Below are 21383 nucleotides of genomic sequence, written 5' to 3' on the forward strand. Positions count from 1 at the left end.
GAAGGGGGCTTTTCGCATAATGACCATATTTATTTACCGTTTCCCACATACCCCGTCCTCTCAACAATCTTCTGCCCTTCCTCTGACAGGATCCAGTCGATGAACGGCCCGACGTTCGGGTTGTCGGTGCCTGCGGTGACTACGTACAGTTCATTGACGATCGGATAGTCGCCGGAGCGGATGTTGTCTGCCGTCGGCTCCACGCCGTCGACAGCAAGCAGCCGAACCTTGTCATTTCCAAGCATCGATTGGGAATAAAACCGGAATGTGTAACCGATCGCACCGCCGTAGTTGCGGTAGTCGGCGACGTCTTCGATGATGCCGCTCATGAGGTCCGCGGTCTGTTCGGTCGGAGCCGCCATGATCGGTGTGTCTCCCATGAACGCTTCAAGCGCCGTCTGGCTCCCGCTGTCCGGAGGCCGCTGGTAGGCCCGGATCTCCGTGCTCCGGCCGCCGACTTCCTTCCAGTTGGTGACCTTGCCGGAGTAGATATCGCGAATCTCCTCCTGAGTGAGGCTCTCGACCGGATTATCTTCGTTCACGAAAAAGACGAATGCCTCCCTGCCGATCGGCGTCAGCTCGAGTTCTTTTCCTGCCTGCCTCGCCCGCTCCAGTTGGGCATCCGAGGGGCCCGCAACAAAGATCAGGTCCACTTCACCGTTGATCAGGCTTTCGTAGGCCTGACCGGTCCTGTTCGACATGACTTCACTCATGTACGGTTCATAGTCCTTTTCTGGATACACCGCCTGAGTGAACGAGGCATACAGCGGATAAAGCGCCGTCGCACCGTCGATTACGGGCAGGTCGCCTTCCATCTTAAAAGAGGCCGGGGCATCCAGCGACACCGCCTTGGTACCCTCCACAAACGGCGCGTACTCATACAGGTCCACGCCGTCTGCATGCACGACCGGCTTGGTCAGTTTGTAAAGCGATGGTGATGCGATGAGAAGGCCGATGCCGAGAAGCGCCAGCGGGATGCCGAGCACGACCTTTTTCCGCCGGACTCCAAATACCATAAAGCCGAACCAAAAAATCACCGCCAGCACACCCGCAACCGTGACGGGGAACCATGCCTGGCCACCGGCGAACAGCACCATAAACAGCAATGGCGCCGACAGGAACAGAATGAAGATCACAATCCCGATAAACCCCAACACCTGCGCCACTCGCTTCATAAAAGGTGCCCCCATTGCCCATTGATATTTCCAACTATTGCATAAAGGGTGGCGCCCTGCAATCCTTATTTCGTGTAGAATAAGGACAAGAGCATTGGATGGAAGCGAGCAGGATGCGTGCAAGCCCGCCAAGACATCCACGAAAAGGTGATTACATGAAAAAACTGAGCATCTTTTTCCGAATCCTGTCACTGGTCGGCGTCCTTGCAGTGGTCTTCGCGTTCCTCGATATCGGACGGGGCTTTTACAATGACTACCGCTGGTGGTTCCTCGGCGCACTCTGGACAGGCCTGATCGGCAACTGGCTGATTGACCGGAAAAATGCGAAACAGCGTACCGTATCCTAAAGAAGGTGATTACATGAAAAGGTTGAACAATTTCTTTTTTGCGTTGATGATCATCGGCGGGATTCCGATGGTTTTGGCGTTTTTCGATATCGGACGGAGTTTTTACGATAATTACCGCTGGTGGTTCCTCGGCCTCCTTTGGACCGGAGTCATCGGCAACTGGATCACCGAACGAAAAATCAAGAAACAGCGCACGGCGCATACCCGCCTGTCATGAACATGCGAGTTTTTGTGTGCCCGAGCCGGCTGGTCGGCACAGCTCCAGTTTGCTGCGGCTATTCGTGATTTCACGGCCACGGTTCGCGATTTCGTGACCGCATGAGGCAGATTCGCAGTGGAACGTGCTGATCCCAATATAAAAACGCATGCACCTGCATGCGTCCGTCCTCTGTCATCCCCTGCGCCTGATCGGGATGCCCACTTTCTTTTTCCGGAAGCGGGCAGGCTCCCATGTTTCCGGCGCCATTCTGCGGAGCAGGAATCGCCGTATGAAGCTCATTGAATGCGCCTCCTCTGTTCAATACATGCCCATTACTGGCCTATCTTCTCTAGAATTGGATCTTGAATTCAATGTCGTCTGCACTGATGGTCAGCTCGTCCACATCAGACTCTCGTAAAATGAACCCGATGTTCCCGGCCTTCACCTCACCCGGTGCGATCATGCCGCCAAGCTCTTCCCTATATAGATCATCTTCCCAGCGGAGTGCTTCTCCTGTGTCCGTGCCGATCACCGAGACCGGATTAAACTGGATCGGCTCTCCGCCAGTGTTCCGGACCTCGACAAACAGCTTGACGAACTCAAACGTTTGCCCGCCGTTGAATCGACCGGTCGCGGGCACATAGCGGAGGAGCTTCGTTTCCCTGACTGTCAACTCGGCCGGACCCGCACTCACCTGCTTCTGCTCGCCGGATGCCTTCAGCACTTCCAATCCACCGCGGCTGTCGCGCACCACCTCGCCGGGCCTCGTTATCCTCCGATCATCACTGATGCGCGGATTCGGCCGGTAGTCCCCGTAATAGGCCGGCACCTCCAACATTGACTCCGTCTGAAGGACTGCCGCCTCCACCTGGTGGTCCGGTGACGCCTGTTCCACAGGCGCGGTCACATCCATCATGCATCCCGAAAAGAACAATGTCGCTAGCCCGATCATGAACAGCCGTCTCATTTCGCATCCTCCCTGTGTCCGCGAATCCTTCTGCCCTGTTTGCCCCCACCATAACCCGTCCGTGTGAAGGACATATGAAGCGCATTTTAGGAGTTTGTAAAAAATAAAAACGCATGCGGCTGTTCGCATGCGCCATCCCCGTTATTCATTGATTTCCTTGACCCGCCCGACCTGTCCGTCCTCCAGGCGCACCTTGATGCCGTGGGGATGGGTCGGTGAATTTGTAAGAAGGTCCTTTACAATACCTTCAGTCAGCGCGCCCGTCCGCTGATCTTTCTTGAGTACGATTTTCACACGCTGGCCGGGCTTCACGTCCGCGCGGGTTTTGCCGTCTTTCATCCGAATCCGCTCCTTCCTTACTACGTTGTACCACGTTTAAGCGGTTCTGTAACGGGAGAACCTATGGATTCGAAGGGAGTGGTTGGATTGAAGAAAGGAAACCGGGAACCGCATGAGCGCATGGCCGAGACGAACAACGGCCTCCGCGACACGCAGGAAGTGCTGTATCAGGACGAGTTCAAGCGTGCGGATGCCGCTGGCAAAAAAGAAAATCAACCGGGCAACCGCCGGCAGGGAAAATGAAAGCAGCCGTCATCCATGCAGGATGGCGGCCTTTTCAAGGGCACAGCAAAGCCGCCCCGCACCAGCGGAACGACTTATCGTGAAGCATTCCCTATTCACCGGAGAAATAATCAAATAGACTGAATTTTTTTACCTTTTGCTGTATCTCTCCTTGTTTCCGGCCACAGTCTGAATTCCCGCGATCAGTGCCACCACTCCAAGCAAACCTGCAAGCAGCATAGAACCGATTCTGAGCATCATGGATTCAGCACCGGCTCCCGTCACAGCAATGATGGCACCGAGGACGATAAACAGGAGAAGGATCCCGATATCCTTCACTGCCTCACTCCTTATCTGTCATGGATTTCACAAAACGTTCAAGGCGGCGCATCACTTCATCCTCAGAAAGAGTGGTGATGCCAAACCGTCTCCAGTGGGATGCAATGTCCCCCGGATCCTGTTCCAGCCAGCCGTATACCGCCAAAAGGTCCCAATAGCGGCTGTATTCAAAGCCTCGGTTTTTCGACAATTTTTTATACGTCCCCAGGAACCGGTCCGCCACATTCCCTCCATGGATCAGCTCGAGCGCGACCCGCATGCGGCCGACGTCCAGCTGTGCCGGACCGCTTCCCGCTTGGGTCCATCCGGTCACGCCGGTCACACGGCCGTCACGGAACAGCACGTTGGCCGGTTCAAAGTCGCCGTGGATAAAGACCGATGTGGCGTCAGCTGCCTCCTCCCGGAAAATCCGGGCAGCCTGCTCCCAGTTGGCGCGGTCGAAGGCCCAGCCGGGAATGACCGGCTCAGCCACCCGCCGGCATGCCGGAATTTCCGGAATGCGGGCCGAGTGGGTGTTGGATAATATACCCGCAATTTCATCAATCCAAGCCTCAAAATCGAGCGGCTGCAAAAACGGGAACCCATCCAGTTGCGACATCAGGAGGAATCGGCCGTCGATGGCTTTCACGACCGGGGCAGGAATTTCTCGGTCAGCCGCGGCAGTCAGGGCTTTCAATTCCCGCTCCGCCGCTTGGGCTGAAGATGATTCTTTCACGGCAAAGTTTACGCCGTCCCCGTTTCGGAACGAGTAGACGGGCCGTTCCGCCGGCAGTCGCCGGAATGATTTCCGGACAGGTGCCCCCGTCTCCTCATTTAGCCATTCCATCGTCGTATCGGGAAGATCGATGACCGGCAACAGGGTCTTCCGCCAGAACAGCAGCCCGAGCAGGGCACCGCTGGCAATAAGGATGAAAGCGGGCCAGTTTATGACCGTCGCGCTCAGCACAAGCGCCACGACCGCTACCCCGAATTTCTTTTTCCAGATGAGCATGACCCCGAGCAGCGTTAGGATCACCCCGAACACCGTCGGGAACAGGATCGCATCCAGCCTAATCCAGATTCCACGTGTCACTTCCACTTTGATCGGATCCCCGTAGCCCGGAATGCAGAGTGCCCCGTAGACCCGAAGCCAGTACATATAGTAGTAATACACCGTGTATAGCCCGCCCGCCAGGACGAGCAGCCCCGGCAAATAATTGCGGATCGGCCGCGCCGCTGAGGCCATGGCCATCCCTCCTATTGTTGTGCAGCCGGGATCCGTGGGCCCGGCCTTCTCGTTGTATGGCTAAGTGCGGCCATTCATGTGAACATTACGTGATTCCCGCGAGTGGCGGGATTGAGTCCCTGAGTGGCGGGAATGGACCCTTGAGTGGCGGGAACGCCTTTCCGAGTGGCGAGATCACTCTGCTGAGTGGCGGGAACGGCATAGACATGAGCCGTCAGGGAGCGAGTGTTACGGAACGGACCTTGAGTGTTACACAACGCCGCGTGAGTGTTACGCAACTGGCTTTGAGTGTTACGCAACGCCGCTCGAGTGTTACACAACGCTCTCCGAGTGTTACGCCGCCATACTACTCGCTCTGCCCGCACTCACTTCCTGAACTGCACATCCCCGTCAACCACTGTCATGACGACATTCGCCTTCACGATATCGTCTTCGGCCACGCGCTCCAGGTCGGCATCGACGACGGTGAAGTCGGCAAAGTGGCCCGGAGCGATCTTGCCGCGGATGTCTTCCTGGCCGAGCACTTTTGCCGCCTCGGTCGTATACAGGCGAAGCGCCTCATAGCGGGAAAGCTTCTCTTCCGGCAAGTAGCCGCCCTCTTTCGGATCGTTCGGGAGCTTGCGGGCGACAGCCGTATAGATGCCGAGGAGCGGATCCGGGGAGTCGACCGGCGTATCTGAACCACCTCCGCAGATGAATCCGCGGTCCATAAGTTTTTTCCAAGCATACGCCCACTCGAGCCGCTCCGGCCCAAGCCGATCTTCCGCCCATGGGAAGTCCGAGCCGACGAAGATCGGCTGGATGTCGAGGATGACCGGGAGCTTCTCCATACGATCCACCAGGTCCTCACGCAGCACGCACACGTGGATCAGCCGGTCACGCTTGCCTGCCGGGCACGGGTACTTCTCGATCGCTGCTATCGCCATCTCCGCTGCCGCGTCACCGATCACGTGCACCGCGATCGCCTCGCCGTGGCTGCGCGCGAGGCGCACCAGTTCTTCCGTCTCTTCCTGGGTGACAACGAATGTGCCGCGGTTGCCTGGGTCATCCGAGTAGTCCTCCGACAGCGCCGCAGTCTTGCCGCCGAGCGCACCGTCGATAAAGAACTTCATTGCGCCTGGCTCCGCCCACTTGCTGTAAGCCACATCCGCTTTCATCATGTCATCGAACACAGTCGATCGGCGAAGCAGATGCGCGCGGAACTTGCGCTTGCCCTCTCCCAGCACTTCATGGAACGCCTTCATCGGATTCTCATAGCCACCAAAGTAACCGAGGTCATCCGTGTGGCCCCCTGTCAGCCCCATCGATACAAGGTCATCGACCGCCGCTTCGAGCGCAGCACGGATTGCTTCCTCTGTCGGATGCGGGACAATGGACTCGACAAGATCCTGGGCATCTTCTTTCAGGAAACCGGTCGGATTACCATCTGCGTCACGCACGATGACGCCACCCTCCGGATCGGGTGTCTCTTTGGTGATGCCCGCAAGCTCCAGCGCCGCCGAGTTCGCGAGGATCATATGCCGGCACGTGCGCTTCAGCATCATCGGCTTATCCGTCACAGCATCCAGCTCTGCAAGTGTCGGGATATGCCGGTCCGGGAACAGGTTCTCATCCCAGCCCTCGCCGAGCACCCACGATCCTTCCGGTACCGCATCCGCCGCTTTCTGCATAATCTCGAGCAGTTCCTCCGACGACGTCACCGCTGACAGATTATTGCTCAGCAGCTGCCGGCCGTGGCCGATCAGGTGCATGTGCGTATCGACAAACCCCGGATAGACAACTGCCCCGCCGACATTCTCCTCACGTTCTGCCTGATCCTTCAGCTCTTCATATGTACCGGTCGCGACAATCCGGCCGTCGTCCACGAGCACCGCTTCGACTACTTGCCCTTCCCGTTCCATCGTGACAAACGTTCCCCCGTGCCAGAGCGTCTTCATACCCATTCCTCCAATGAACCAATTTTTCTTTTAGTGTAGCACTTTTCAGACAGGTAAAGTGTGAAGGGATTAAGGCGAATTGATTCCACATCTGACCTTTACTTTTTCCTAGAAACTGGCCCTTTCTTATTCCTATAAAAACCAATACGTTTACTTGAGTTTAAATAGAGAGGAAGACGGTCCATGGAAGACCCAAGGCCCCTGGCCAGGCTGACCGACAGCTTGCTGGCGGACTGGATGGACGAGCAGGAAGCAATCGCCGGCTACGTTCCACTGCATATTTATGATGAATTGAAACACGTGACAATCCACTCATTCAGCCAAGAGAAAAATTGCCTCATGAAGCTTGTCTACCAACGCCTGTCCGGGGATTGGACCGTCGAACGGTTCGATGTGCAGTCAGGGGAAATGATGAACCGCAGGACGTCCGGCATACCGGAATAAACGAAATGTGGAGAGCCGCACCGGTTCGTGTACGAATCCATAAAGTTTGCGTATGAAAAGTTGAGAGCTCCGCAGGTTAACGTACGAATCTGCACAGTTCGCGTACGAAAAGGGGGAGCTGCCGCATTCCGGGGGCTCCATTTTCACGTCCAGTTTTCTTCCCTATGATAAAGTGGCTATAGTTCATCACCACTGGGGGATCAACACGAATGCTGAACAGAAAGAAATTAGAGAATCACCAGGTGCTGCTATACATCGCTGTTCTTGCCGCGGCGTTCGGATTTGGGCTTATGGCACCTGACCTCGCCGACAAGATCGGCGGTTCCATCACTCTTATCATCGCGATCCTGATGTACAGCATGTTTACTCAGATTCCATTTATGTCGCTGAAAAATGCGTTCAATAATAGGCGTTATCTTGCCGCGGTATTGCTCACAAATTATATTGCCGTCCCGATTGTGGTATGGACCCTATCGAAATTCCTGCCGGACCACACTCCGCTGCTGCTCGGGTTTTTCCTGGTTTTGCTGACGCCCTGCATTGATTATGTCCTCGTGTTCACTTCGCTCGGCCGCGGAAATGAAAAGCTTGTCCTGATGTCGACACCGATCCTCTTCATCACACAAATGATTTTACTGCCGGTCTACCTCTGGGTGTTCATGGGTAACGCCGCTGCAGGCATCGTGCAATCCGGGCCGTTCCTGGAGGCGTTTCTCGGCCTGATCGTGATTCCGCTCGGCATCGCCATTGCCGTCCAGCTGTTAGCTCGGAAATCAGCTGCGGGCGAAAGGCTGATCGACCTCTCAGCGTGGCTGCCCGTCCCGTTCATGGCACTCACTCTTTTTGTCGTCGTCGCTTCCCAGATCGGCAAGGTCTCGGCGTTTGCGGACCAAATCTTAAAAGTCATTCCGCTCTATATCGCCTTCATGGTTATCATGCCGGTCATTTCCGGGTTTATCGCCAAACGAATGGGGCTCGATACCGGGGCAGGCCGCGCACTGGTCTTTAGCGGGTCCACCCGGAATTCCCTCGTCGTCCTTCCGCTGGCGCTGGCACTTCCCGGTGACGCAAGCACTCTGGTCGCGGCAGTCATCGTCACGCAGACGATCGTAGAGCTTGCCGGTGAACTCCTCTACATCCGCTGGGTTCCCAAGCTGGTTAAATGAAACAAGCCCCCAAACCAATCGGTTCGGGGGCTTGTTGCCGTTCTATTACTGTGCTGTGTATCCGCCGTCGACGATCAGGCTTGAGCCTGTCATGAAGCTGGAGTCGTCGGACGCGAGGAACAGGACTGCTTTCGCGATTTCGTCCGCTTCACCAAGACGGCCCACTGGTGTGGCATCACGCAGGCCTTGCTTCATGTCTTCCGGAATGATCGGCGTGTCGATGAAGCCCGGGCAGATGGCGTTGATGCGGATGTTGCGGTCCGCGTATTCGACCGCCAGGCCGCGTGTCAGGTTGACGACGCCGCCCTTCGCTGCCGCATACGGCGCGTTTTGCGCGACGCCGACATGGCCGTACATCGAAGCGGTATTAACCATAACGCCACCGTCGGTTTTCAGGAACCCGCGCAATGCTTCACGCGCAACGAGGAAGACTCCGTCGAGGTCAACGCTCACTGTCCGGCGCCATTCTTCGTAGGTGAGTTCATCAGAGGGCTTGTTGACGCCGATGCCCGCGTTGTTGAAGACGACATCGACTTGGCCGAACTGCTCTGCCGCTTCCTTGAACAGGTTCTGGACGTCGTCTTCGCTCGTGACGTTCGTCTTCACGAACAGTGCTTCCGTGCCGGAGTTTGTGAGTTCTTCCATAACTTCCTGGCCTTTTTCTTCGTTCAGGTCAGCGATGACGATCTTCGCGCCTTCCTTTGCGAACAGAAGGGCCGATGCCTTTCCGATACCGGACGCGCCGCCTGTCACCAACGCCACTTTTCCATCGAGTTTACCCATTGAGCAACACTCCTTTATTATATCTCTCGAATTCAAGATAACTCTTTTTCACCAAATCGTCAAAGCTTCTGCTCAAAACGGAGCATCCCGACCGGGACACCTTTCTGAGTTTCCCCTATACTGAAAGAAACAAAACGAAAGGAGGAGTATCCATTGTCCATATCTGCACTGAAATTTGTGCGGGCCGTGGGGATTGCGGACGGTGTGTCGCTGATTGTGCTGCTCTTTATCGCGATGCCGATGAAATACATGGCGGGCATGCCGCTGGCCGTCTCGATTGTCGGAGCGATCCACGGCGGCATCTTCGTCACGTACGTCCTTGCCCTCCTCCTGGCACAGATTGTGGTCCGCTGGAACATCATCTGGTCGGTGCTTGGCGTCGCTGCCGCATTCGTACCGTTCGCGAACTTCTTGCTCGACCGGAAGTTCAAGAAAATGCAGAAGGAACGCGAAGAAGAGACCAGTATTCAGGTGGTCTCTTGATCCATATAGGAAAGGCAGCCGCCCCCTTGGACAGGCTGCCTTTTTCATTAAACCTTTAACATGGAGTACTTCCGGTAAGCCTGATAGTAGCTGATTCCCAACAGAACAGCCATCAGCGCCGGCAGCAACTTCAGCAGGACAAACGGGGTTTCAAACAGAAATGCTTTCCAGAACAAGGAGCCTTCCATGCTCCAAAGACCCTCGTGGTACAGAGTTGAATCCTTGTAGAGCATCAACGCATAAAACAGAGAGAGCATGCCCAGCCACAGCGAATAGTTCATCAGCCGCTTGTAATAACTGCCCTGTGATTGACGATCTGAGAAGATCACATCTTGATCAGCCGATTCTTTTTGCCAGTACCGGATGCCGCTGAATGTAGACCCGTCAATGTAATCCCAGCCAAAGTCCTCGTACATCCCTTTATATTCTCCAAGCTTCTCCTTGCTTAAATGCTCCTGGTAATCAAGCCGCATCACAAAGTTCTTATCCGTTTTTTCAAAGGTGTAGATGCCCAATCCGCTAATTCCTGTACATCGATAGCCTTCTTGCAGTTGCCCGTTCAGCCAATGCTCCTCTTTTTCGATATTGAAGAATGCCCTAAACCTCTTCATCCGGCTCACTTCCTTCATACAAGGATAAAATGTGCAACAGCCTTTTTTGTTCAACCTTCAACACTTCGAGCCCTTCAGCAGTGATTCCATAAATCTTTCTCCGGCCCGACTTCCCCACAGGCTCGATCCAACCGTGTTTACTCAAGTTTTCGATCGCCCCGTATAACGTACCGGCCGCCAAAATCACGGAACCATGACTCATTTCTTCGATCTTCTGCATGACGGCATAACCGTGGAGCGGCTCCCGCAGAGCCAATAAAATGTAATGCATCGTTTCGGATAACGGCAATAATGGATGTTTCATCGCTTCAACCTCTATTCAGTCCAACTACATAGTTCAACTTAGCTATTAGATTAATTCAGTTCAACTGAATAGTCAACTGTTTATAACAAAAAGCAGCCAGTCCCCCGTGGACCGGCTGCTTTTTTACATTCTCTTGATTCCGCTGATCGTGCCGGAATCGGTCATTTCCGCTTCCAGATCCACGAGGAACAGCACGAGCACTGCAGGCTCCAGAACCGTCAGGCCCGACAGCTCTTTTGCCGTGCCGCTCACCCCGTCCCCTTTTCCGAAGACTTCCCCGCCCACTCGGATACTCCCTTCGAACACATACAGCCACGGCGTGTATCCGTCCACGTCCGGTACGGTCAGTTCCGCTCCGGCATCCGCTTTCGCTTCATAAACTGCCACACGCTGGCGGATCTCAAGTGGCCCACCTGAATCCGAAGGTCCGCCGATGAGCGTCCAGCCATCATCTCCATGCTCACCTGCCTCCCAGAACCGGACGCTCGGTTCCAGATCCGCCTTTTCCGGCCGGATCAGGATCTGCAGCATCTCGACGTCTTCGTGCGGTGCCGACTCCTCGTGGAAAAAGCTCCTGCCCGCGTTCATCATCATGTGCCGGCCCGGCTCCAGCATCTCTTCCTGCCCGTCCGAATCCCGGTGCAGCAACCGCCCGGATCCGATGTAGCTCAGAATCTCATCGTTCACATGCTCATGCATCTTGATCTTCGTGCCTTTCTTGATGGTGGCATGGTCAAACCGCGCCAATGGCCCGAATGAATAGTCATCGCTGTCTCTGTCTTGATTGACCAGGCCGGGGCGGTTCACCTTGAGGCTGAAAAATTTGCCGCCCGCCGAAAATGCCTGGCTGCTCCGGTAAATGTCCATCGTTCTCCCCCCAGACGTTGTTAGATGAAGTGTATCTCAGGAACCGCGCGGACAAAACAAACTTGCCCGGAGCGATAATTTTCTATATCATAATAACGACAACTAAATGCCCGGACACGCCGGGAGAGGTTCATAGCGGATACCCTCTATAAAAAACTATGGATTCATGACGATTCAGGCCATGTCCATGCCGGACACGGCTTTTTGTTTTTTATGGGAACGCTAAAGCCTCTCTTGTGCGCGCCGGGCGCGACTAGGAGGCTTTTTATCATGTCTGGCAGAAGCCAAGAACAAGGATTGAAAGATCTGACCCTGCTGGGGAATCAGAATACCCAATACTCAACCGAATACGCGCCGGAAGTGCTGGAGGCGGTGGATAATCTCCATTCGAACCGCGATTATTTCGTGAAGTTCAACTGCCCTGAATTCACGAGCCTGTGCCCGATCACCGGACAGCCGGATTTTGCGACGATGTACATCTCGTTCATCCCTGACAAAAAGCTTGTCGAAAGCAAGTCGCTGAAGCTGTACCTGTTCAGCTTCCGCAACCACGGTGACTTCCACGAGGACTGCGTGAACATCATCATGAACGACCTCATCAAACTGCTCGACCCGCGCTACATCGAGGTGTGGGGCAAGTTCACACCGCGCGGCGGCATCTCGATCGACCCGTGGTGCAACTATGGCCGCCCGGGCACGAAGTATGAAGAAATCGCCAGCTACCGCCTCATGAACCATGACATGAACCCGGAAACGATCACAAACCGCTGACGCCACGGAAGAAGTTCTTAGCGACCTTCTCTAAAAAACTAAGGGAAACAGCCCCGCTGTTTTCACTCAAAGGAGACCATTTATAGTGAAACAAGAAAAAGCGGTCGTCGTGTTTAGCGGCGGCCAGGACAGCACGACCTGCCTGTTCTGGGCATTGGAGCAATTTGCGGAAGTGGAGGCCGTGACATTCGACTACGGCCAACGCCACGCACTCGAAGTGGAATGTGCAAAAGCCATCGCCGAAGAACTTGGCATCAAGCACCACGTCCTCGACATGTCGCTGATCGGCCAGCTGGCGCCAAGTGCGCTGACGGATACCGGGATTGAAGTTGCTGACGGCGAGTACGGAGGGCTCCCGTCCACATTCGTACCCGGGCGGAACCTGCTTTTCTTCTCATTTGCAGGGATCCTCGCCCGCCAGATCGGCGCGAAACATATCGTCACAGGCGTCTCCGAGACCGACTTCAGCGGCTATCCGGACTGCCGCGATTCGTTCGTCAAGTCGCTGAATGTCACGCTCAACCTCGCAGTGGACGGCCAGTTCGTCATTCACACGCCACTCATGTGGCTCGACAAATCCCAGGTCTGGGGACTGTCCGACCGGCTCGGCAAGCTCGACTACGTCCGCACCAAGACCCTCACCTGCTACAACGGCATCCAGGCGGACGGCTGCGGCGAGTGCCCGGCGTGCCGCCTGCGCAGGAAGGGCCTTGAAACCTTTCTTGGGAAGAAGGGCGGATCCACTCTCCCCGATGGCGGATCGGCTGAGGAGGTGGCGCTGCCATGAGGATCTTCCTTTACCTGATCTCCATCGTCATCGCCAACGTCGCCACAGCAGCGCTCATGCCGCTTGAATTCGGGATTTTCATCATCCCGGTAGGCACCCTGTTTGCCGGTGCGACATTTATCTTCCGCGACCTCGTCCAGAACAAGTACGGGCGCAAGAAGACCTATATGTTTATTGTGATCGCGCTCGTCCTGTCCGCGACGGTCTCCTTTATCCTCGGGGACACGCTGGCGATCGTCGCCGCTTCGGCGCTCGCATTCATCATCGCCGAATCGGCGGATACAGAGATCTACACCCGCCTGAAAGTATCGTTCGTCTGGCGCGTCTTTTACAGCGGCATCGTCGGCGGCATCCTCGACTCGGCCGTCTTCGTCATCGTCGGCATGAGCTCGATCGGCGCCGGATTCATCCCGTGGGAAGCCGTCCCGGTCGCCATCCTCAGCCAAGTGATCGCGAAATCTGCCGTCCAGACCGTCGGCGCGCTGATCCTCGGCCAGATGCGCGGATTCCGAGCGGTGCCGGTACAGTCTTGATTTGAGAGGCGGCGGGATAGTGTACTTTCAACAGGTGATGGTGTACTTTCGGTCAAGCTTACTGTACTTTCGCAGACGCTTAGTGTACTTTCGCGCTGCCTTAGTGTACTTTCATGAAAAATCCCGCTCCCACAGACAAGAAATAAGCATGCCGCCCGACACGGGCTGCATGCTTATTTTCATTCATAAAACGTCATGTGTGGCTTTTCCTGCCGGTAATAATCCAGCCGATCTTCCAGTGTCCCGGTATGGAACTCGAACTTGTGGCCGTCCGGGTCGGTAAAGTAAACGGACTTGCGGTCCCGCTCATTCCGTTCACGGCCCGGCAGGATGTTCACGCCGAGCTCCCTGAGCCTGACAACCTCGCCGGCAAAGTCGGCTTCATCGACCGTAAACGCAATGTGTGTATACGACTCATGGATTTCATTCCGAGGAATGTCCGGCTCCTCATTGAGCGCCAGCCACATCCCGTTCAGGTCAAAATAGGCAGTGGATCTGCCCTTGACGAGCAGCTTCGCCCCGAACACATCGCTGTAAAAATTAATCGACCGCTCCAGGTCGGACACCGAAAACAAATAATGATTGATTCCCTTGATGGTCACCTTCGCTCCTCCTCCCTGCCTCCATTATGAATGTGTAGTCTCACGGCGTGAATATGTAATCTCGCTCCATGATTGTGTAAACTCGAGACACGAATGTGCAATCTCGCGGATTCCGCCCCTCAAAATAGAAGCATGCAGCCCTCCCCTGGGCCGCATGCTTCTTCCATTCATTCCACGATCCTTTTCTCCATAAGCACATTATTGTGCCAAACACCGTCGCGCATCGCGATTTTCTCACGCACGCCGACGATGCGGAACCCGCACTTTTCATGCAGACGGATACTTGCGGTATTCTCTTCGAAGATGGCGGCCTGCAGTGTCCAATATCCTGCCCGGCGCGCTTCTTCTTCAAGATGGCGCAGCAGGCTTGTGCCGATGCCGGATCCCCCCGCCCCATGCTTTACGTAAACACTCACTTCACCGACACCGCGGTATGCGTTACGCGCGGAGAACGGCGTGAGCGACACCCAGCCGAGGATCTTTCCGCCGTCTTCATAGACAAACCGGAGCTCAGGATGGAATTTCCGGTCCCAGCCATCTTCGGAAGGCACACGGGTCTCGAATGTCGCGATGCCCGTAGCCATGCCTTCCCGGTAAATCTCCAGCACGTCCTCGAAATCTTCACTTCTCACCTTCCGGATCATAGGCGCGCTCCCCTCAGCAGCAGCCGCCGGCGCCACTATGGCAGACGCCGGTTTCCGGCAGCACCAACTGTACATTATCCGCGGCTTCCCGGTCTCCGGCAAGAGATGCCGCCACCGAGCGGACTTGCTCATAGCCGGTCGCCATCAGGAAGGTCGGCGCGCGGCCATACGATTTCGAGCCGACGATGTAGAAGCCTTCCTCCGGCTGGCGCAGCTCTTTCTCGCCATGCGCCGGGACGCTTCCGCAGCTGTGCAGGTTCGGGTCGATCAGCGGTGCCAATGCAGGCACGGCCTCGGTGATCGCTTCCGCTTCAAACCGGAGCTCTCGGTGGAAACCGAATTCCGGACGGCTTCCCGTGTTGACGATCAACCGGTCAAACGGCGCCAGGTCCTTGCCGTCTGATGAAAGCACGATGCCGTCCGATTCCCGGATTCCCGTGATCCGGAACGGAGTGACCACTTCAACCCGGCCGTCCCGCACGTATCCGGCAATCCGCTTGCCGAGTTCCCCGCGGGCTTCGAGCTCGTCATCTTGTCCGCCGCCGAATGCGTCTTCCACGCGCTTTTTGCGAAGTATCCAGGTAATCTGCGTCTCCGGATGCCGATCCTTGAGCTTCATCAGACTCAGCAGGGAATTGATGGCCGAATGTCCGCCGCCGACCACGGCGATGCGGCGGTCCGCATACTGCTCCTCATGCGCAAGAACGTCCGGAATCCCGTAATCGATGCGGTCCGCAAGCTCCTTCTCGGCCTTCAGCAAGACGCCGGTGCTGAGGGCAGGATTCGGATTGCCCCAGGTGCCGGTTGCGTCGATCACCGCTCCGGCCTTCATTTCCCTCGTGCCGTCGGGTGTTTCCGCATAGATCAGGAACGGCTTCGAAGCTCGTCCGGCCGACTTCATACGGTCGATCCCGTCCCGGGCAATCGCGACGACTTCATGGCGTTCCCAAATATCTGGCGCGAGCAGCTCGGCGAGCGGTGTGAGGTATTCCCCGATCAGCTCCACTCCGGTCGGCAGCTTTTCCGGTTCCGGCTTCTGCCAGCCTGTTTGTTCAAGCAGACGTCCCGCTGCTTCGTCGACATTGTACCGCCACGGTGAAAACAGCGTGACATGTTCCCACGTACGTACATTTTCGGCGATGCTCCCTTTTTCGAGAATGAAGAATGGCACGCCCCGCTCTTTCAGGTGGGCGGCAGCCGCGAGGCCAATCGGGCCCGCTCCGATGATTGCAACTTGCAGATCCGGCTCGCAGCATCCCGTGGACGGATCACAGCAAGCAGCGGGTTGGATGATTTTCAATTCCATACGTCTACACCTCTTCTTGGATGGAGTCATTGCAGATTCGCTTTAGGGCCTCTTCATAAGCCGCTTTCGTGTACGCTCCGTAGCGGTTCAGGTCGCCCCGGAAAAACTGCTCTTCGGTCAGCTTCTTCGCTTCTTCCAAGGAACCAGCCCGGGTCGACAGGAGGAGCCGGAGATACGACAGAAAGTAGTCCGGCGACAGTGCGCCCGCGTTCTTGACGACCATCAGCAGCTCCCGGGCTGGTAGCCGACCAGCATCAGCCCCATCTCCCCTTCGTTTTCTTCCGCGTGGACCGTCACGTCCGCCAGCATTGCCTTCACCTGCGGATCGACGGCGAACCGGATCCCTTCCAGTTCCACCTGTTCATCTCCGTCTGCAGGCACCGCAAGCTCAGCGCCCATATTGACGCCGCAGCATCCGGGGACGCCGTAGAAACGGATCGACTTGTCAGGCTGTTTGGCCTGTACCTCTGTCAGAAACGCTTTTCCTTCTGGTGAGACATTCATTTCGATTCCTCCTCCGCGAACTTCCGGATACGCTCGCCGATCTCGTCGCGAACGCGGCGGAATTCCGCCATGATCTCTTCTTCCGTACCGGTCGCTTTTGCCGGATCGTCAAAGCCCCAGTGCTCCCGGCGGATCGACGGCGGTGTCATCGGGCAGCGGTCCGCAGCGTCGCCGCACAGCGTCACGATAAAGTCCGCGCGGTTCATTGTTTCCATATCGAGAATATCGGACGTCTGCCCGGAGATGTCGATCCCCGCTTCGGCCATCGTCTCGACGGCTCTTGGATTCAGCCCGTGCGCCTCGACACCCGCGCTTTTCACTTCCCATTCGTCCCCGAGGTACTTCTTGCCGAATCCTTCGGCAATCTGGCTGCGGCACGAGTTGCCCGTGCACAGGAAATAAAGAAGTTTTTTCGTCATGATCGGTTCCTCCTCTGATATCGGCTCAGCATGAAGCTTCAACGGAGCTGCACTGGCAGGCCATGGTTGCCTCAAGCTCATCGATGACTGTTTGGACGATTGGCGTCAACCCTTCTGCCAGCCGGTAATGCTTCCATGTCCCCCGTTTGCGCTCGGTGACAATGCCGGCTTCCTTCAGCTTGCGCAGATGCTGGCTGACGGCCGGCTGTGAAATGCCGAGCACATCGACAAAGTCACAGACGCACACTTCCCCGCTCTTCAGGCAGGAAAGCACCTTCAGCCGGTTGCTGTCGGCAAGCGCCTTTAATTGCTTCTCCATAAGCTGAATATCCATATGGGCCTCCTTATATAATCGTTTGATTATATTAAGAATACACCCGCGGAATTCATCTGTAAATAACCAAACGCTTATACATTAAGGTTGTGTACTTTCAGCGCTCGTTTGTGTACTTTCGCCGCCACTCCCGCCCCAAAACGAAAAAGCACGCGGCAGCCCCGTGTGCTTTCCTCATTCGTCCCCGTCCTTCTCCAATGCGAGATAACGGTAGAGCGTCGTTTTCGAGATGTTCGTTTTCTCACGGATTTCCGCCAACGTATACAGGTTGGAGCGGTACATCCGGAGTGCTTCGCGGACGTTTTTGTCCTTTTTTCGCGGGCGTCCGGTGGAGACGCCCTTTTCCCGTGCGCGGTCGATTCCGGTCTTTGTCGCGAGGCTTACCGTTTCAGACTGGAACTCCGTGAACATTCGCACCATCTGCTCCAGATTTAACGAGAGCGGCTGATCGGAGTCGATCTCCTCGCGGTGGAACCGGATCACGGCCTTTTTCTCCGACACCTGCTCAAGCACCACCATGAGATGCGCCGGCGAGTGGGCGAGCGTGACGAGCGATTGGACGTAAATTACATCACCCGCTCCGATCCGTTCCAGAAGCGCATCCAGCGCATCATTGATCTGGTACTCCTCTTCCTTCACCCATTCATCGACAGGATGGGTACTGAGCGTCTCCTTTTGCGCTGCCATATCACGGTCGGACGGCAGGCAACGGATATATGCGTAGTTCATGATAGACTTCCTTTCCGGAAAAGCTTCGTTCCCATTATAAACGAGAAAGGTCCAAAAGGGTTCCCTTTTGGAACAAACGATGTTAGAATGTGTCAGTCAGATTACTTTAAAGAGGTGTACCGATTGATAGATACTCTAAAGAAAGAATGGTTCGGCAACGTCCGCGGGGACATCCTGGCGGGGACCGTAGTCGCCCTTGCCCTGATTCCCGAGGCGATCGCCTTTTCCATCATAGCAGGCGTGGATCCGATGGTCGGCTTATATGCCTCCTTCTGCATCGCGGTCATCATCGCCTTTGTCGGCGGCCGGCCTGGTATGATCTCCGCGGCGACTGGCGCGATGGCGCTTCTCATGGTGCCGCTTGTCCGCGAGCACGGGCTGGACTACCTTCTTGCAGCAACGATCCTCACCGGGGTCATCCAGATCCTCTTCGGTGTGCTGAAGATCGCGAAGCTGATGAAGTTCATCCCGCGTGCCGTCATGATCGGCTTCGTCAACTCGCTGGCGATCCTGATCTTCATGGCGCAGGTGCCGCATTTCCTTGGCATCAATAATATGACCTATGTATTTGTCGCGATTACGCTCGCGATCGTTTATATCGTCCCGCGGTTCTTCCGCGCGATTCCCGCTCCGCTGATCGCGATCGTCATCCTGACGGCAGTGGCGATCTTCTCGGGGCTCGAGCTCCGTACGGTCGGCGATCTTGGTACGATTTCGCAGACTCTTCCGGCATTCCTCATCCCGAATGTTCCATTCAACCTGGAGACACTCGCGATCATCTTCCCGTACTCGCTCGCACTCGCGATCGTCGGTCTGCTGGAGTCACTCCTGACCTCACAGATCGTCGACGACATGACGGACACGGGAAGCAACAAAAACAAAGAAGCGCGCGGCCAGGGCATCGCAAACGTCATCAACGGATTCTTCGGCGGCATGGCGGGCTGCGCGATGATCGGCCAATCGGTCATCAACGTGAAAAGCGGCGGGCGCGGCAGGCTGTCCACGCTGACAGCGGGACTTCTGCTCATGTTCCTGATCATCGTCCTCGGCGACCTCGTCGTCCAGATTCCGATGCCGGTCCTGGTCGGCATCATGATCATGGTATCGGTCGGCACGTTCGACTGGGGCTCGTTCTCCTACCTCAGGAAAGCGCCGAAAACGGACGCGGCGGTCATGGTCGTCACAATGGGAATCGTCGTGGCCACACACGACCTGTCCAAAGGCGTCATCGCCGGCGTGATCCTGAGCGCGATCTTCTTCGTTGTCAAAATCTCCAAGATCAAGGTCGAGAAAAAGCTGACGGACGCCGGCATCCTGTACAGCGTACAGGGCCAGCTGTTCTTCGCCTCGGTCGAGGACTTCCTCGCAGGCATCGACCTGACGGAGAAAGATCAGGACATCCGCATCGACTTCACTGACTCCCATGTATGGGATGACTCGGCGGTCGGCGCGATCGACAAGGCCGTCCTGAAACTCAGGGAAAACGGCAACGACGTCACCATCCAGGGCCTGAACGCCTCCAGCCGGCGGATCATCGACAGGCAGGCGGTCTACACAAGCGAAACAGCCATCGCGGCCACAACTGAATAACAACCAATCCCACAAGGCGGCTCCGGAATCCAATCCGGAGCCGTCTTCTTGGTCTTTCGTTGTCTCTGCCTGGTCTTTCGCTGCCCTCCCCTGGACATTCATCGCCTCCGCCTGGTCTTTCACCATTGATATAATTTATATACCAGATATAATAAGTATACAAAACACCCACCAAGGAGGAGTGCCCTTGCAGACCTGTCCCTATATGGAGGCCGCGTTCCAGATCCTCGGCAAGAAGTGGAACGGCCAGCTGGTCCACTACCTGTGGTCACGAGACAATCATGCCGCACACTTCTCGGAGATGAAGCAGGACCTCGCGGGCATGACGCCCCGCGCGCTTTCGCTCAAGCTCACCGAACTGGCCGAAGCCGGCCTCATCGAGAAAACCGTCCACCAGAAGCCGTCCGTCAGCATCCGCTACCGACTGACCGACAAAGGCGCGGCGCTCGCCGAAAGCCTCCAGCCCATCCAGGAATGGGCGCAACAGCATCTCAACGTACAACTCACCCCAACAAAGGAGGAGCAATGATGAACAAGAACAACCTGATCTGCGACATGGAGACCGGCGTGTGCGGCGTGCCGGGAGAGGAAAACACGACCGGCTTCCAGATGCTCGACTTCAGCAAGCCGAAGGAAAAAGTTGACCTGTACTACGTAACCGACCCGATCTGCTCGCACTGCTGGGCACTTGAGCCTCAGTTCCGCGCTTTCACAGAGCTCTATGCCGACCATCTGAACGTCCATACGGTCATGGGCGGCCTGCTTGAAAAATGGGACGGATTCGCCGACCGCGCCAACGGAATTTCCGGGCCGGCAGACGTCGCGTCGCACTGGCGGGAAGTCGGCGAGCACAGCCGGATGCCGATCGACGGCTCGCTCTGGCACACGGATCCTGTTACATCATCGTTCATCCCGTCCCGCGTGTTCAAGACCGTCCAAAAATACGACCCGTCTCTTGCGCCTGTTTTCCTGCGCCGTGCTCGCGAGGAACTGTTCGCCTTTAACCGCAACATTTCCGACGCCGGCGTCCTGAAGGAAATTGTAGACGGACTCGGCCTTGATGGAGACGCCATCGTGAAGGAATCCGAAACACCAGAAGCGCAGCAGCTTCTCCAAGAGGACTTCCGTACGGCGGCCACGCTCGGCGCCCGTGGCTTCCCGACAATCGTTCTTGTGAACAAGGAGCAGCAAGGCGTGAAAATTGTCGGTGCCCGCCCGCTCGAGGCATACGAAGAAGCCCTGAAACAAGTTCTCACCGAAGGTGCGCCGAAAGCAGCGGATACGCCGAGCCTCCAGACCGTCCTGAGGAAAGAAAAGCGGCTCTTCTCCAAAGAGATTGAAGTCCTCTACAATATCTCTCAGGCCGAAGTGGACAGCTTCGTCGCGAGTGAGCTTCCTGACGGCTCGTTTGAAATCGAAAAAGTTCTCGGCGAAACGATTTTCCTGCTGAAGTAAGCACTGGAAAATATCTCATCGAATCGTTTTGTCTCCAGCGGTTATTCTAACTGCACAAAGGAGGCGAGACAAACATGCCAAACAACAACAATTCCAACAAACTCGTTGTACCGGGCGTACGCCAGGCACTCGACCAGATGAAGGAAGAGATTGCACAAGAATTCGGCGTTCAGCTGGGTGAAAATGCGACAGCGCGTGCCAACGGTTCCGTCGGCGGAGAAATCACGAAGCGCCTGATCGCCCAAGCTCAGCAGCAAATGAAAAACGGCGGCCAGTAATCCGCCCTTAGTCTGTCCATAAC

General features: G+C 56.2%; 31 protein-coding genes. 13 read left to right on the top strand and 18 right to left on the bottom strand.

Annotated features, from left to right (window positions below; genetic code table 11):
- Positions 1 to 29 precede the first annotated feature (29 nt).
- Positions 30 to 1175, bottom strand: a complete 1146-nt coding sequence (locus BMX91_RS08655; RefSeq protein WP_092052345.1) for a PstS family phosphate ABC transporter substrate-binding protein — start codon at positions 1173 to 1175, stop codon at positions 30 to 32.
- 155 nt (positions 1176 to 1330) lie between these two features.
- Here BMX91_RS08655 and BMX91_RS08660 point away from each other — a divergent pair, with 155 nt between their 5' ends.
- Together BMX91_RS08660 and BMX91_RS08665 are read left to right on the top strand one after the other, a co-directional pair.
- Positions 1331 to 1522, top strand: a complete 192-nt coding sequence (locus BMX91_RS08660; protein WP_092052348.1) for a hypothetical protein — start codon at positions 1331 to 1333, stop codon at positions 1520 to 1522.
- A gap of 13 nt (positions 1523 to 1535) precedes the next feature.
- Positions 1536 to 1739 (top strand): hypothetical protein, encoded by a 204-nt coding sequence (locus BMX91_RS08665; RefSeq protein WP_092052351.1) that lies wholly within the window; start codon positions 1536 to 1538, stop codon positions 1737 to 1739.
- Positions 1740 to 2070: 331 nt separating this feature from the next.
- Here the strand turns inward: BMX91_RS08665 and BMX91_RS08670 are convergent, their stop codons facing one another.
- Positions 2071 to 2688 carry a DUF4352 domain-containing protein gene (locus BMX91_RS08670; protein ID WP_092052355.1) on the bottom strand — a complete coding sequence of 206 codons (618 nt, stop codon included), beginning with the start codon at positions 2686 to 2688 and terminating at the stop codon, positions 2071 to 2073.
- Positions 2689 to 2829: 141 nt separating this feature from the next.
- A complete protein-coding gene (locus tag BMX91_RS08675; RefSeq protein ID WP_092052360.1) occupies positions 2830 to 3027 on the bottom strand; it encodes a YwbE family protein in 198 nt (65 codons plus the stop codon).
- An 87-nt stretch (positions 3028 to 3114) separates the two neighbouring features.
- On the opposite strand from BMX91_RS08675, the gene BMX91_RS08680 reads away from it, so the two are divergent.
- Complete coding sequence (locus tag BMX91_RS08680; protein ID WP_245744365.1) at positions 3115 to 3270, top strand: YfhE family protein; 156 nt, start codon at positions 3115 to 3117, stop codon at positions 3268 to 3270.
- Between the two features lie 129 nt (positions 3271 to 3399).
- On the opposite strand, the gene BMX91_RS08685 is transcribed toward BMX91_RS08680, so the two are convergent.
- The 3 genes from BMX91_RS08685 to BMX91_RS08695 all read right to left on the bottom strand — a co-directional run bounded on the left by BMX91_RS08685 (position 3400) and on the right by BMX91_RS08695 (position 6750).
- Positions 3400 to 3588, bottom strand: a complete 189-nt coding sequence (locus BMX91_RS08685) for a hypothetical protein (RefSeq protein WP_092052367.1) — start codon at positions 3586 to 3588, stop codon at positions 3400 to 3402.
- 4 nt (positions 3589 to 3592) lie between these two features.
- Positions 3593 to 4813 carry a phosphotransferase family protein gene (locus tag BMX91_RS08690; protein WP_177168333.1) on the bottom strand — a complete coding sequence of 407 codons (1221 nt, stop codon included), beginning with the start codon at positions 4811 to 4813 and terminating at the stop codon, positions 3593 to 3595.
- A gap of 365 nt (positions 4814 to 5178) precedes the next feature.
- Complete coding sequence (locus tag BMX91_RS08695) at positions 5179 to 6750, bottom strand: amidohydrolase (RefSeq protein WP_092052374.1); 1572 nt, start codon at positions 6748 to 6750, stop codon at positions 5179 to 5181.
- A gap of 183 nt (positions 6751 to 6933) precedes the next feature.
- Here BMX91_RS08695 and BMX91_RS08700 point away from each other — a divergent pair, with 183 nt between their 5' ends.
- Both BMX91_RS08700 and BMX91_RS08705 read left to right on the top strand, forming a co-directional pair.
- A complete protein-coding gene (locus BMX91_RS08700) occupies positions 6934 to 7194 on the top strand; it encodes a hypothetical protein (protein ID WP_092052378.1) in 261 nt (86 codons plus the stop codon).
- A 209-nt stretch (positions 7195 to 7403) separates the two neighbouring features.
- A complete protein-coding gene (locus BMX91_RS08705) occupies positions 7404 to 8360 on the top strand; it encodes an arsenic resistance protein (protein ID WP_092052382.1) in 957 nt (318 codons plus the stop codon).
- A 45-nt stretch (positions 8361 to 8405) separates the two neighbouring features.
- Here BMX91_RS08705 and BMX91_RS08710 read toward each other — a convergent pair whose 3' ends face one another.
- Positions 8406 to 9143 carry an SDR family NAD(P)-dependent oxidoreductase gene (locus BMX91_RS08710; protein WP_092052384.1) on the bottom strand — a complete coding sequence of 246 codons (738 nt, stop codon included), beginning with the start codon at positions 9141 to 9143 and terminating at the stop codon, positions 8406 to 8408.
- 153 nt (positions 9144 to 9296) lie between these two features.
- Between BMX91_RS08710 and BMX91_RS08715 the strand changes: the two genes are divergently transcribed.
- Complete coding sequence (locus BMX91_RS08715) at positions 9297 to 9626, top strand: DUF3817 domain-containing protein (protein ID WP_092052387.1); 330 nt, start codon at positions 9297 to 9299, stop codon at positions 9624 to 9626.
- A gap of 47 nt (positions 9627 to 9673) precedes the next feature.
- Here the strand turns inward: BMX91_RS08715 and BMX91_RS08720 are convergent, their stop codons facing one another.
- From BMX91_RS08720 to BMX91_RS08730, 3 genes are all read right to left on the bottom strand, one after another.
- A complete protein-coding gene (locus BMX91_RS08720) occupies positions 9674 to 10237 on the bottom strand; it encodes a DUF2812 domain-containing protein (protein ID WP_092052390.1) in 564 nt (187 codons plus the stop codon).
- Positions 10224 to 10541 carry a PadR family transcriptional regulator gene (locus BMX91_RS08725; protein WP_092052394.1) on the bottom strand — a complete coding sequence of 106 codons (318 nt, stop codon included), beginning with the start codon at positions 10539 to 10541 and terminating at the stop codon, positions 10224 to 10226. The genes BMX91_RS08720 and BMX91_RS08725 overlap by 14 nt, the downstream gene beginning before the upstream one ends.
- 123 nt (positions 10542 to 10664) lie before the next feature.
- The gene (locus tag BMX91_RS08730) at positions 10665 to 11408 is read right to left on the bottom strand and encodes a pirin family protein (RefSeq protein WP_092052396.1); all 744 of its coding nucleotides are present in this window, start codon (positions 11406 to 11408) and stop codon (positions 10665 to 10667) included.
- Positions 11409 to 11678: 270 nt separating this feature from the next.
- On the opposite strand from BMX91_RS08730, the gene queF reads away from it, so the two are divergent.
- The 3 genes from queF to BMX91_RS08745 all read left to right on the top strand — a co-directional run bounded on the left by queF (position 11679) and on the right by BMX91_RS08745 (position 13499).
- Complete coding sequence (gene queF / locus BMX91_RS08735; protein ID WP_092052400.1) at positions 11679 to 12179, top strand: preQ(1) synthase; 501 nt, start codon at positions 11679 to 11681, stop codon at positions 12177 to 12179.
- A gap of 85 nt (positions 12180 to 12264) precedes the next feature.
- Positions 12265 to 12966, top strand: a complete 702-nt coding sequence (gene queC / locus BMX91_RS08740) for a 7-cyano-7-deazaguanine synthase QueC (RefSeq protein ID WP_092052403.1) — start codon at positions 12265 to 12267, stop codon at positions 12964 to 12966.
- The gene (locus BMX91_RS08745) at positions 12963 to 13499 is read left to right on the top strand and encodes a VUT family protein (protein WP_092052406.1); all 537 of its coding nucleotides are present in this window, start codon (positions 12963 to 12965) and stop codon (positions 13497 to 13499) included. The genes queC and BMX91_RS08745 overlap by 4 nt, the downstream gene beginning before the upstream one ends.
- Positions 13500 to 13678: 179 nt before the next feature.
- Here BMX91_RS08745 and fosB read toward each other — a convergent pair whose 3' ends face one another.
- The 8 genes from fosB to BMX91_RS08785 all read right to left on the bottom strand — a co-directional run bounded on the left by fosB (position 13679) and on the right by BMX91_RS08785 (position 18037).
- Positions 13679 to 14101, bottom strand: coding sequence for a metallothiol transferase FosB (fosB, locus tag BMX91_RS08750; protein WP_092052410.1), 423 nt, complete (start codon positions 14099 to 14101; stop codon positions 13679 to 13681).
- A 167-nt stretch (positions 14102 to 14268) separates the two neighbouring features.
- Complete coding sequence (locus BMX91_RS08755) at positions 14269 to 14745, bottom strand: GNAT family N-acetyltransferase (RefSeq protein ID WP_092052413.1); 477 nt, start codon at positions 14743 to 14745, stop codon at positions 14269 to 14271.
- A 13-nt stretch (positions 14746 to 14758) separates the two neighbouring features.
- The gene (locus BMX91_RS08760) at positions 14759 to 16051 is read right to left on the bottom strand and encodes an FAD-dependent oxidoreductase (RefSeq protein ID WP_092052417.1); all 1293 of its coding nucleotides are present in this window, start codon (positions 16049 to 16051) and stop codon (positions 14759 to 14761) included.
- Between the two features lie 4 nt (positions 16052 to 16055).
- Positions 16056 to 16274: a hypothetical protein gene (locus BMX91_RS08765; protein ID WP_092052421.1), complete on the bottom strand. Its 219-nt coding sequence runs from the start codon at positions 16272 to 16274 to the stop codon at positions 16056 to 16058.
- Entirely contained in the window at positions 16274 to 16555 is a 282-nt protein-coding gene (locus BMX91_RS08770; RefSeq protein ID WP_092052424.1) for a Fe-S cluster assembly protein HesB, read from the bottom strand. Before BMX91_RS08770 ends, BMX91_RS08765 begins: the two co-directional genes overlap by 1 nt.
- Positions 16552 to 16974, bottom strand: a complete 423-nt coding sequence (gene arsC, locus BMX91_RS08775; protein ID WP_092052428.1) for an arsenate reductase (thioredoxin) — start codon at positions 16972 to 16974, stop codon at positions 16552 to 16554. Before arsC ends, BMX91_RS08770 begins: the two co-directional genes overlap by 4 nt.
- Before the next feature lie 25 nt (positions 16975 to 16999).
- Positions 17000 to 17308, bottom strand: a complete 309-nt coding sequence (locus BMX91_RS08780) for an ArsR/SmtB family transcription factor (protein WP_092052431.1) — start codon at positions 17306 to 17308, stop codon at positions 17000 to 17002.
- 174 nt (positions 17309 to 17482) lie between these two features.
- Positions 17483 to 18037 carry a recombinase family protein gene (locus BMX91_RS08785; protein WP_092052435.1) on the bottom strand — a complete coding sequence of 185 codons (555 nt, stop codon included), beginning with the start codon at positions 18035 to 18037 and terminating at the stop codon, positions 17483 to 17485.
- 87 nt (positions 18038 to 18124) lie between these two features.
- On the opposite strand from BMX91_RS08785, the gene BMX91_RS08790 reads away from it, so the two are divergent.
- From BMX91_RS08790 to BMX91_RS08805, 4 genes are all read left to right on the top strand, one after another.
- Positions 18125 to 19627: a SulP family inorganic anion transporter gene (locus BMX91_RS08790; protein ID WP_407640876.1), complete on the top strand. Its 1503-nt coding sequence runs from the start codon at positions 18125 to 18127 to the stop codon at positions 19625 to 19627.
- 187 nt (positions 19628 to 19814) lie between these two features.
- A complete protein-coding gene (locus BMX91_RS08795) occupies positions 19815 to 20156 on the top strand; it encodes a winged helix-turn-helix transcriptional regulator (protein ID WP_092052442.1) in 342 nt (113 codons plus the stop codon).
- Positions 20156 to 21082, top strand: coding sequence for a DsbA family protein (locus BMX91_RS08800; protein WP_092052446.1), 927 nt, complete (start codon positions 20156 to 20158; stop codon positions 21080 to 21082). Before BMX91_RS08795 ends, BMX91_RS08800 begins: the two co-directional genes overlap by 1 nt.
- A 74-nt stretch (positions 21083 to 21156) precedes the next feature.
- A complete protein-coding gene (locus BMX91_RS08805) occupies positions 21157 to 21360 on the top strand; it encodes an alpha/beta-type small acid-soluble spore protein (protein WP_092052450.1) in 204 nt (67 codons plus the stop codon).
- Positions 21361 to 21383: the final 23 nt, after the last annotated feature.

Origin of the sequence: Bhargavaea ginsengi, assembly GCF_900109165.1 — a bacterium.
Lineage (GTDB): Bacteria > Bacillota > Bacilli > Bacillales_A > Planococcaceae > Bhargavaea > Bhargavaea ginsengi.

Coding starts and splice junctions, on each gene's coding strand:
- BMX91_RS08675 (WP_092052360.1), bottom strand. CDS start 3,027: ATGAAAGACGGCAAAACCCGCGCGGACGTGAAGCCCGGCCAGCGTGTG.
- BMX91_RS08695 (WP_092052374.1), bottom strand. CDS start 6,750: ATGAAGACGCTCTGGCACGGGGGAACGTTTGTCACGATGGAACGGGAA.
- BMX91_RS08800 (WP_092052446.1), top strand. CDS start 20,156: ATGAACAAGAACAACCTGATCTGCGACATGGAGACCGGCGTGTGCGGC.
- BMX91_RS08660 (WP_092052348.1), top strand. CDS start 1,331: ATGAAAAAACTGAGCATCTTTTTCCGAATCCTGTCACTGGTCGGCGTC.
- BMX91_RS08690 (WP_177168333.1), bottom strand. CDS start 4,813: ATGGCCTCAGCGGCGCGGCCGATCCGCAATTATTTGCCGGGGCTGCTC.
- BMX91_RS08770 (WP_092052424.1), bottom strand. CDS start 16,555: ATGAATGTCTCACCAGAAGGAAAAGCGTTTCTGACAGAGGTACAGGCC.
- BMX91_RS08745 (WP_092052406.1), top strand. CDS start 12,963: ATGAGGATCTTCCTTTACCTGATCTCCATCGTCATCGCCAACGTCGCC.
- BMX91_RS08730 (WP_092052396.1), bottom strand. CDS start 11,408: ATGGACATTTACCGGAGCAGCCAGGCATTTTCGGCGGGCGGCAAATTT.
- BMX91_RS08720 (WP_092052390.1), bottom strand. CDS start 10,237: ATGAAGAGGTTTAGGGCATTCTTCAATATCGAAAAAGAGGAGCATTGG.
- BMX91_RS08780 (WP_092052431.1), bottom strand. CDS start 17,308: ATGGATATTCAGCTTATGGAGAAGCAATTAAAGGCGCTTGCCGACAGC.
- BMX91_RS08765 (WP_092052421.1), bottom strand. CDS start 16,274: ATGGTCGTCAAGAACGCGGGCGCACTGTCGCCGGACTACTTTCTGTCG.
- BMX91_RS08710 (WP_092052384.1), bottom strand. CDS start 9,143: ATGGGTAAACTCGATGGAAAAGTGGCGTTGGTGACAGGCGGCGCGTCC.
- BMX91_RS08725 (WP_092052394.1), bottom strand. CDS start 10,541: ATGAAACATCCATTATTGCCGTTATCCGAAACGATGCATTACATTTTA.
- BMX91_RS08655 (WP_092052345.1), bottom strand. CDS start 1,175: ATGAAGCGAGTGGCGCAGGTGTTGGGGTTTATCGGGATTGTGATCTTC.
- BMX91_RS08755 (WP_092052413.1), bottom strand. CDS start 14,745: ATGATCCGGAAGGTGAGAAGTGAAGATTTCGAGGACGTGCTGGAGATT.
- BMX91_RS08670 (WP_092052355.1), bottom strand. CDS start 2,688: ATGAGACGGCTGTTCATGATCGGGCTAGCGACATTGTTCTTTTCGGGA.
- BMX91_RS08760 (WP_092052417.1), bottom strand. CDS start 16,051: ATGGAATTGAAAATCATCCAACCCGCTGCTTGCTGTGATCCGTCCACG.
- BMX91_RS08705 (WP_092052382.1), top strand. CDS start 7,404: ATGCTGAACAGAAAGAAATTAGAGAATCACCAGGTGCTGCTATACATC.
- BMX91_RS08790 (WP_407640876.1), top strand. CDS start 18,125: ATGTGTCAGTCAGATTACTTTAAAGAGGTGTACCGATTGATAGATACT.
- BMX91_RS08665 (WP_092052351.1), top strand. CDS start 1,536: ATGAAAAGGTTGAACAATTTCTTTTTTGCGTTGATGATCATCGGCGGG.
- BMX91_RS08700 (WP_092052378.1), top strand. CDS start 6,934: ATGGAAGACCCAAGGCCCCTGGCCAGGCTGACCGACAGCTTGCTGGCG.
- BMX91_RS08805 (WP_092052450.1), top strand. CDS start 21,157: ATGCCAAACAACAACAATTCCAACAAACTCGTTGTACCGGGCGTACGC.
- arsC (WP_092052428.1), bottom strand. CDS start 16,974: ATGACGAAAAAACTTCTTTATTTCCTGTGCACGGGCAACTCGTGCCGC.
- BMX91_RS08785 (WP_092052435.1), bottom strand. CDS start 18,037: ATGAACTACGCATATATCCGTTGCCTGCCGTCCGACCGTGATATGGCA.
- queF (WP_092052400.1), top strand. CDS start 11,679: ATGTCTGGCAGAAGCCAAGAACAAGGATTGAAAGATCTGACCCTGCTG.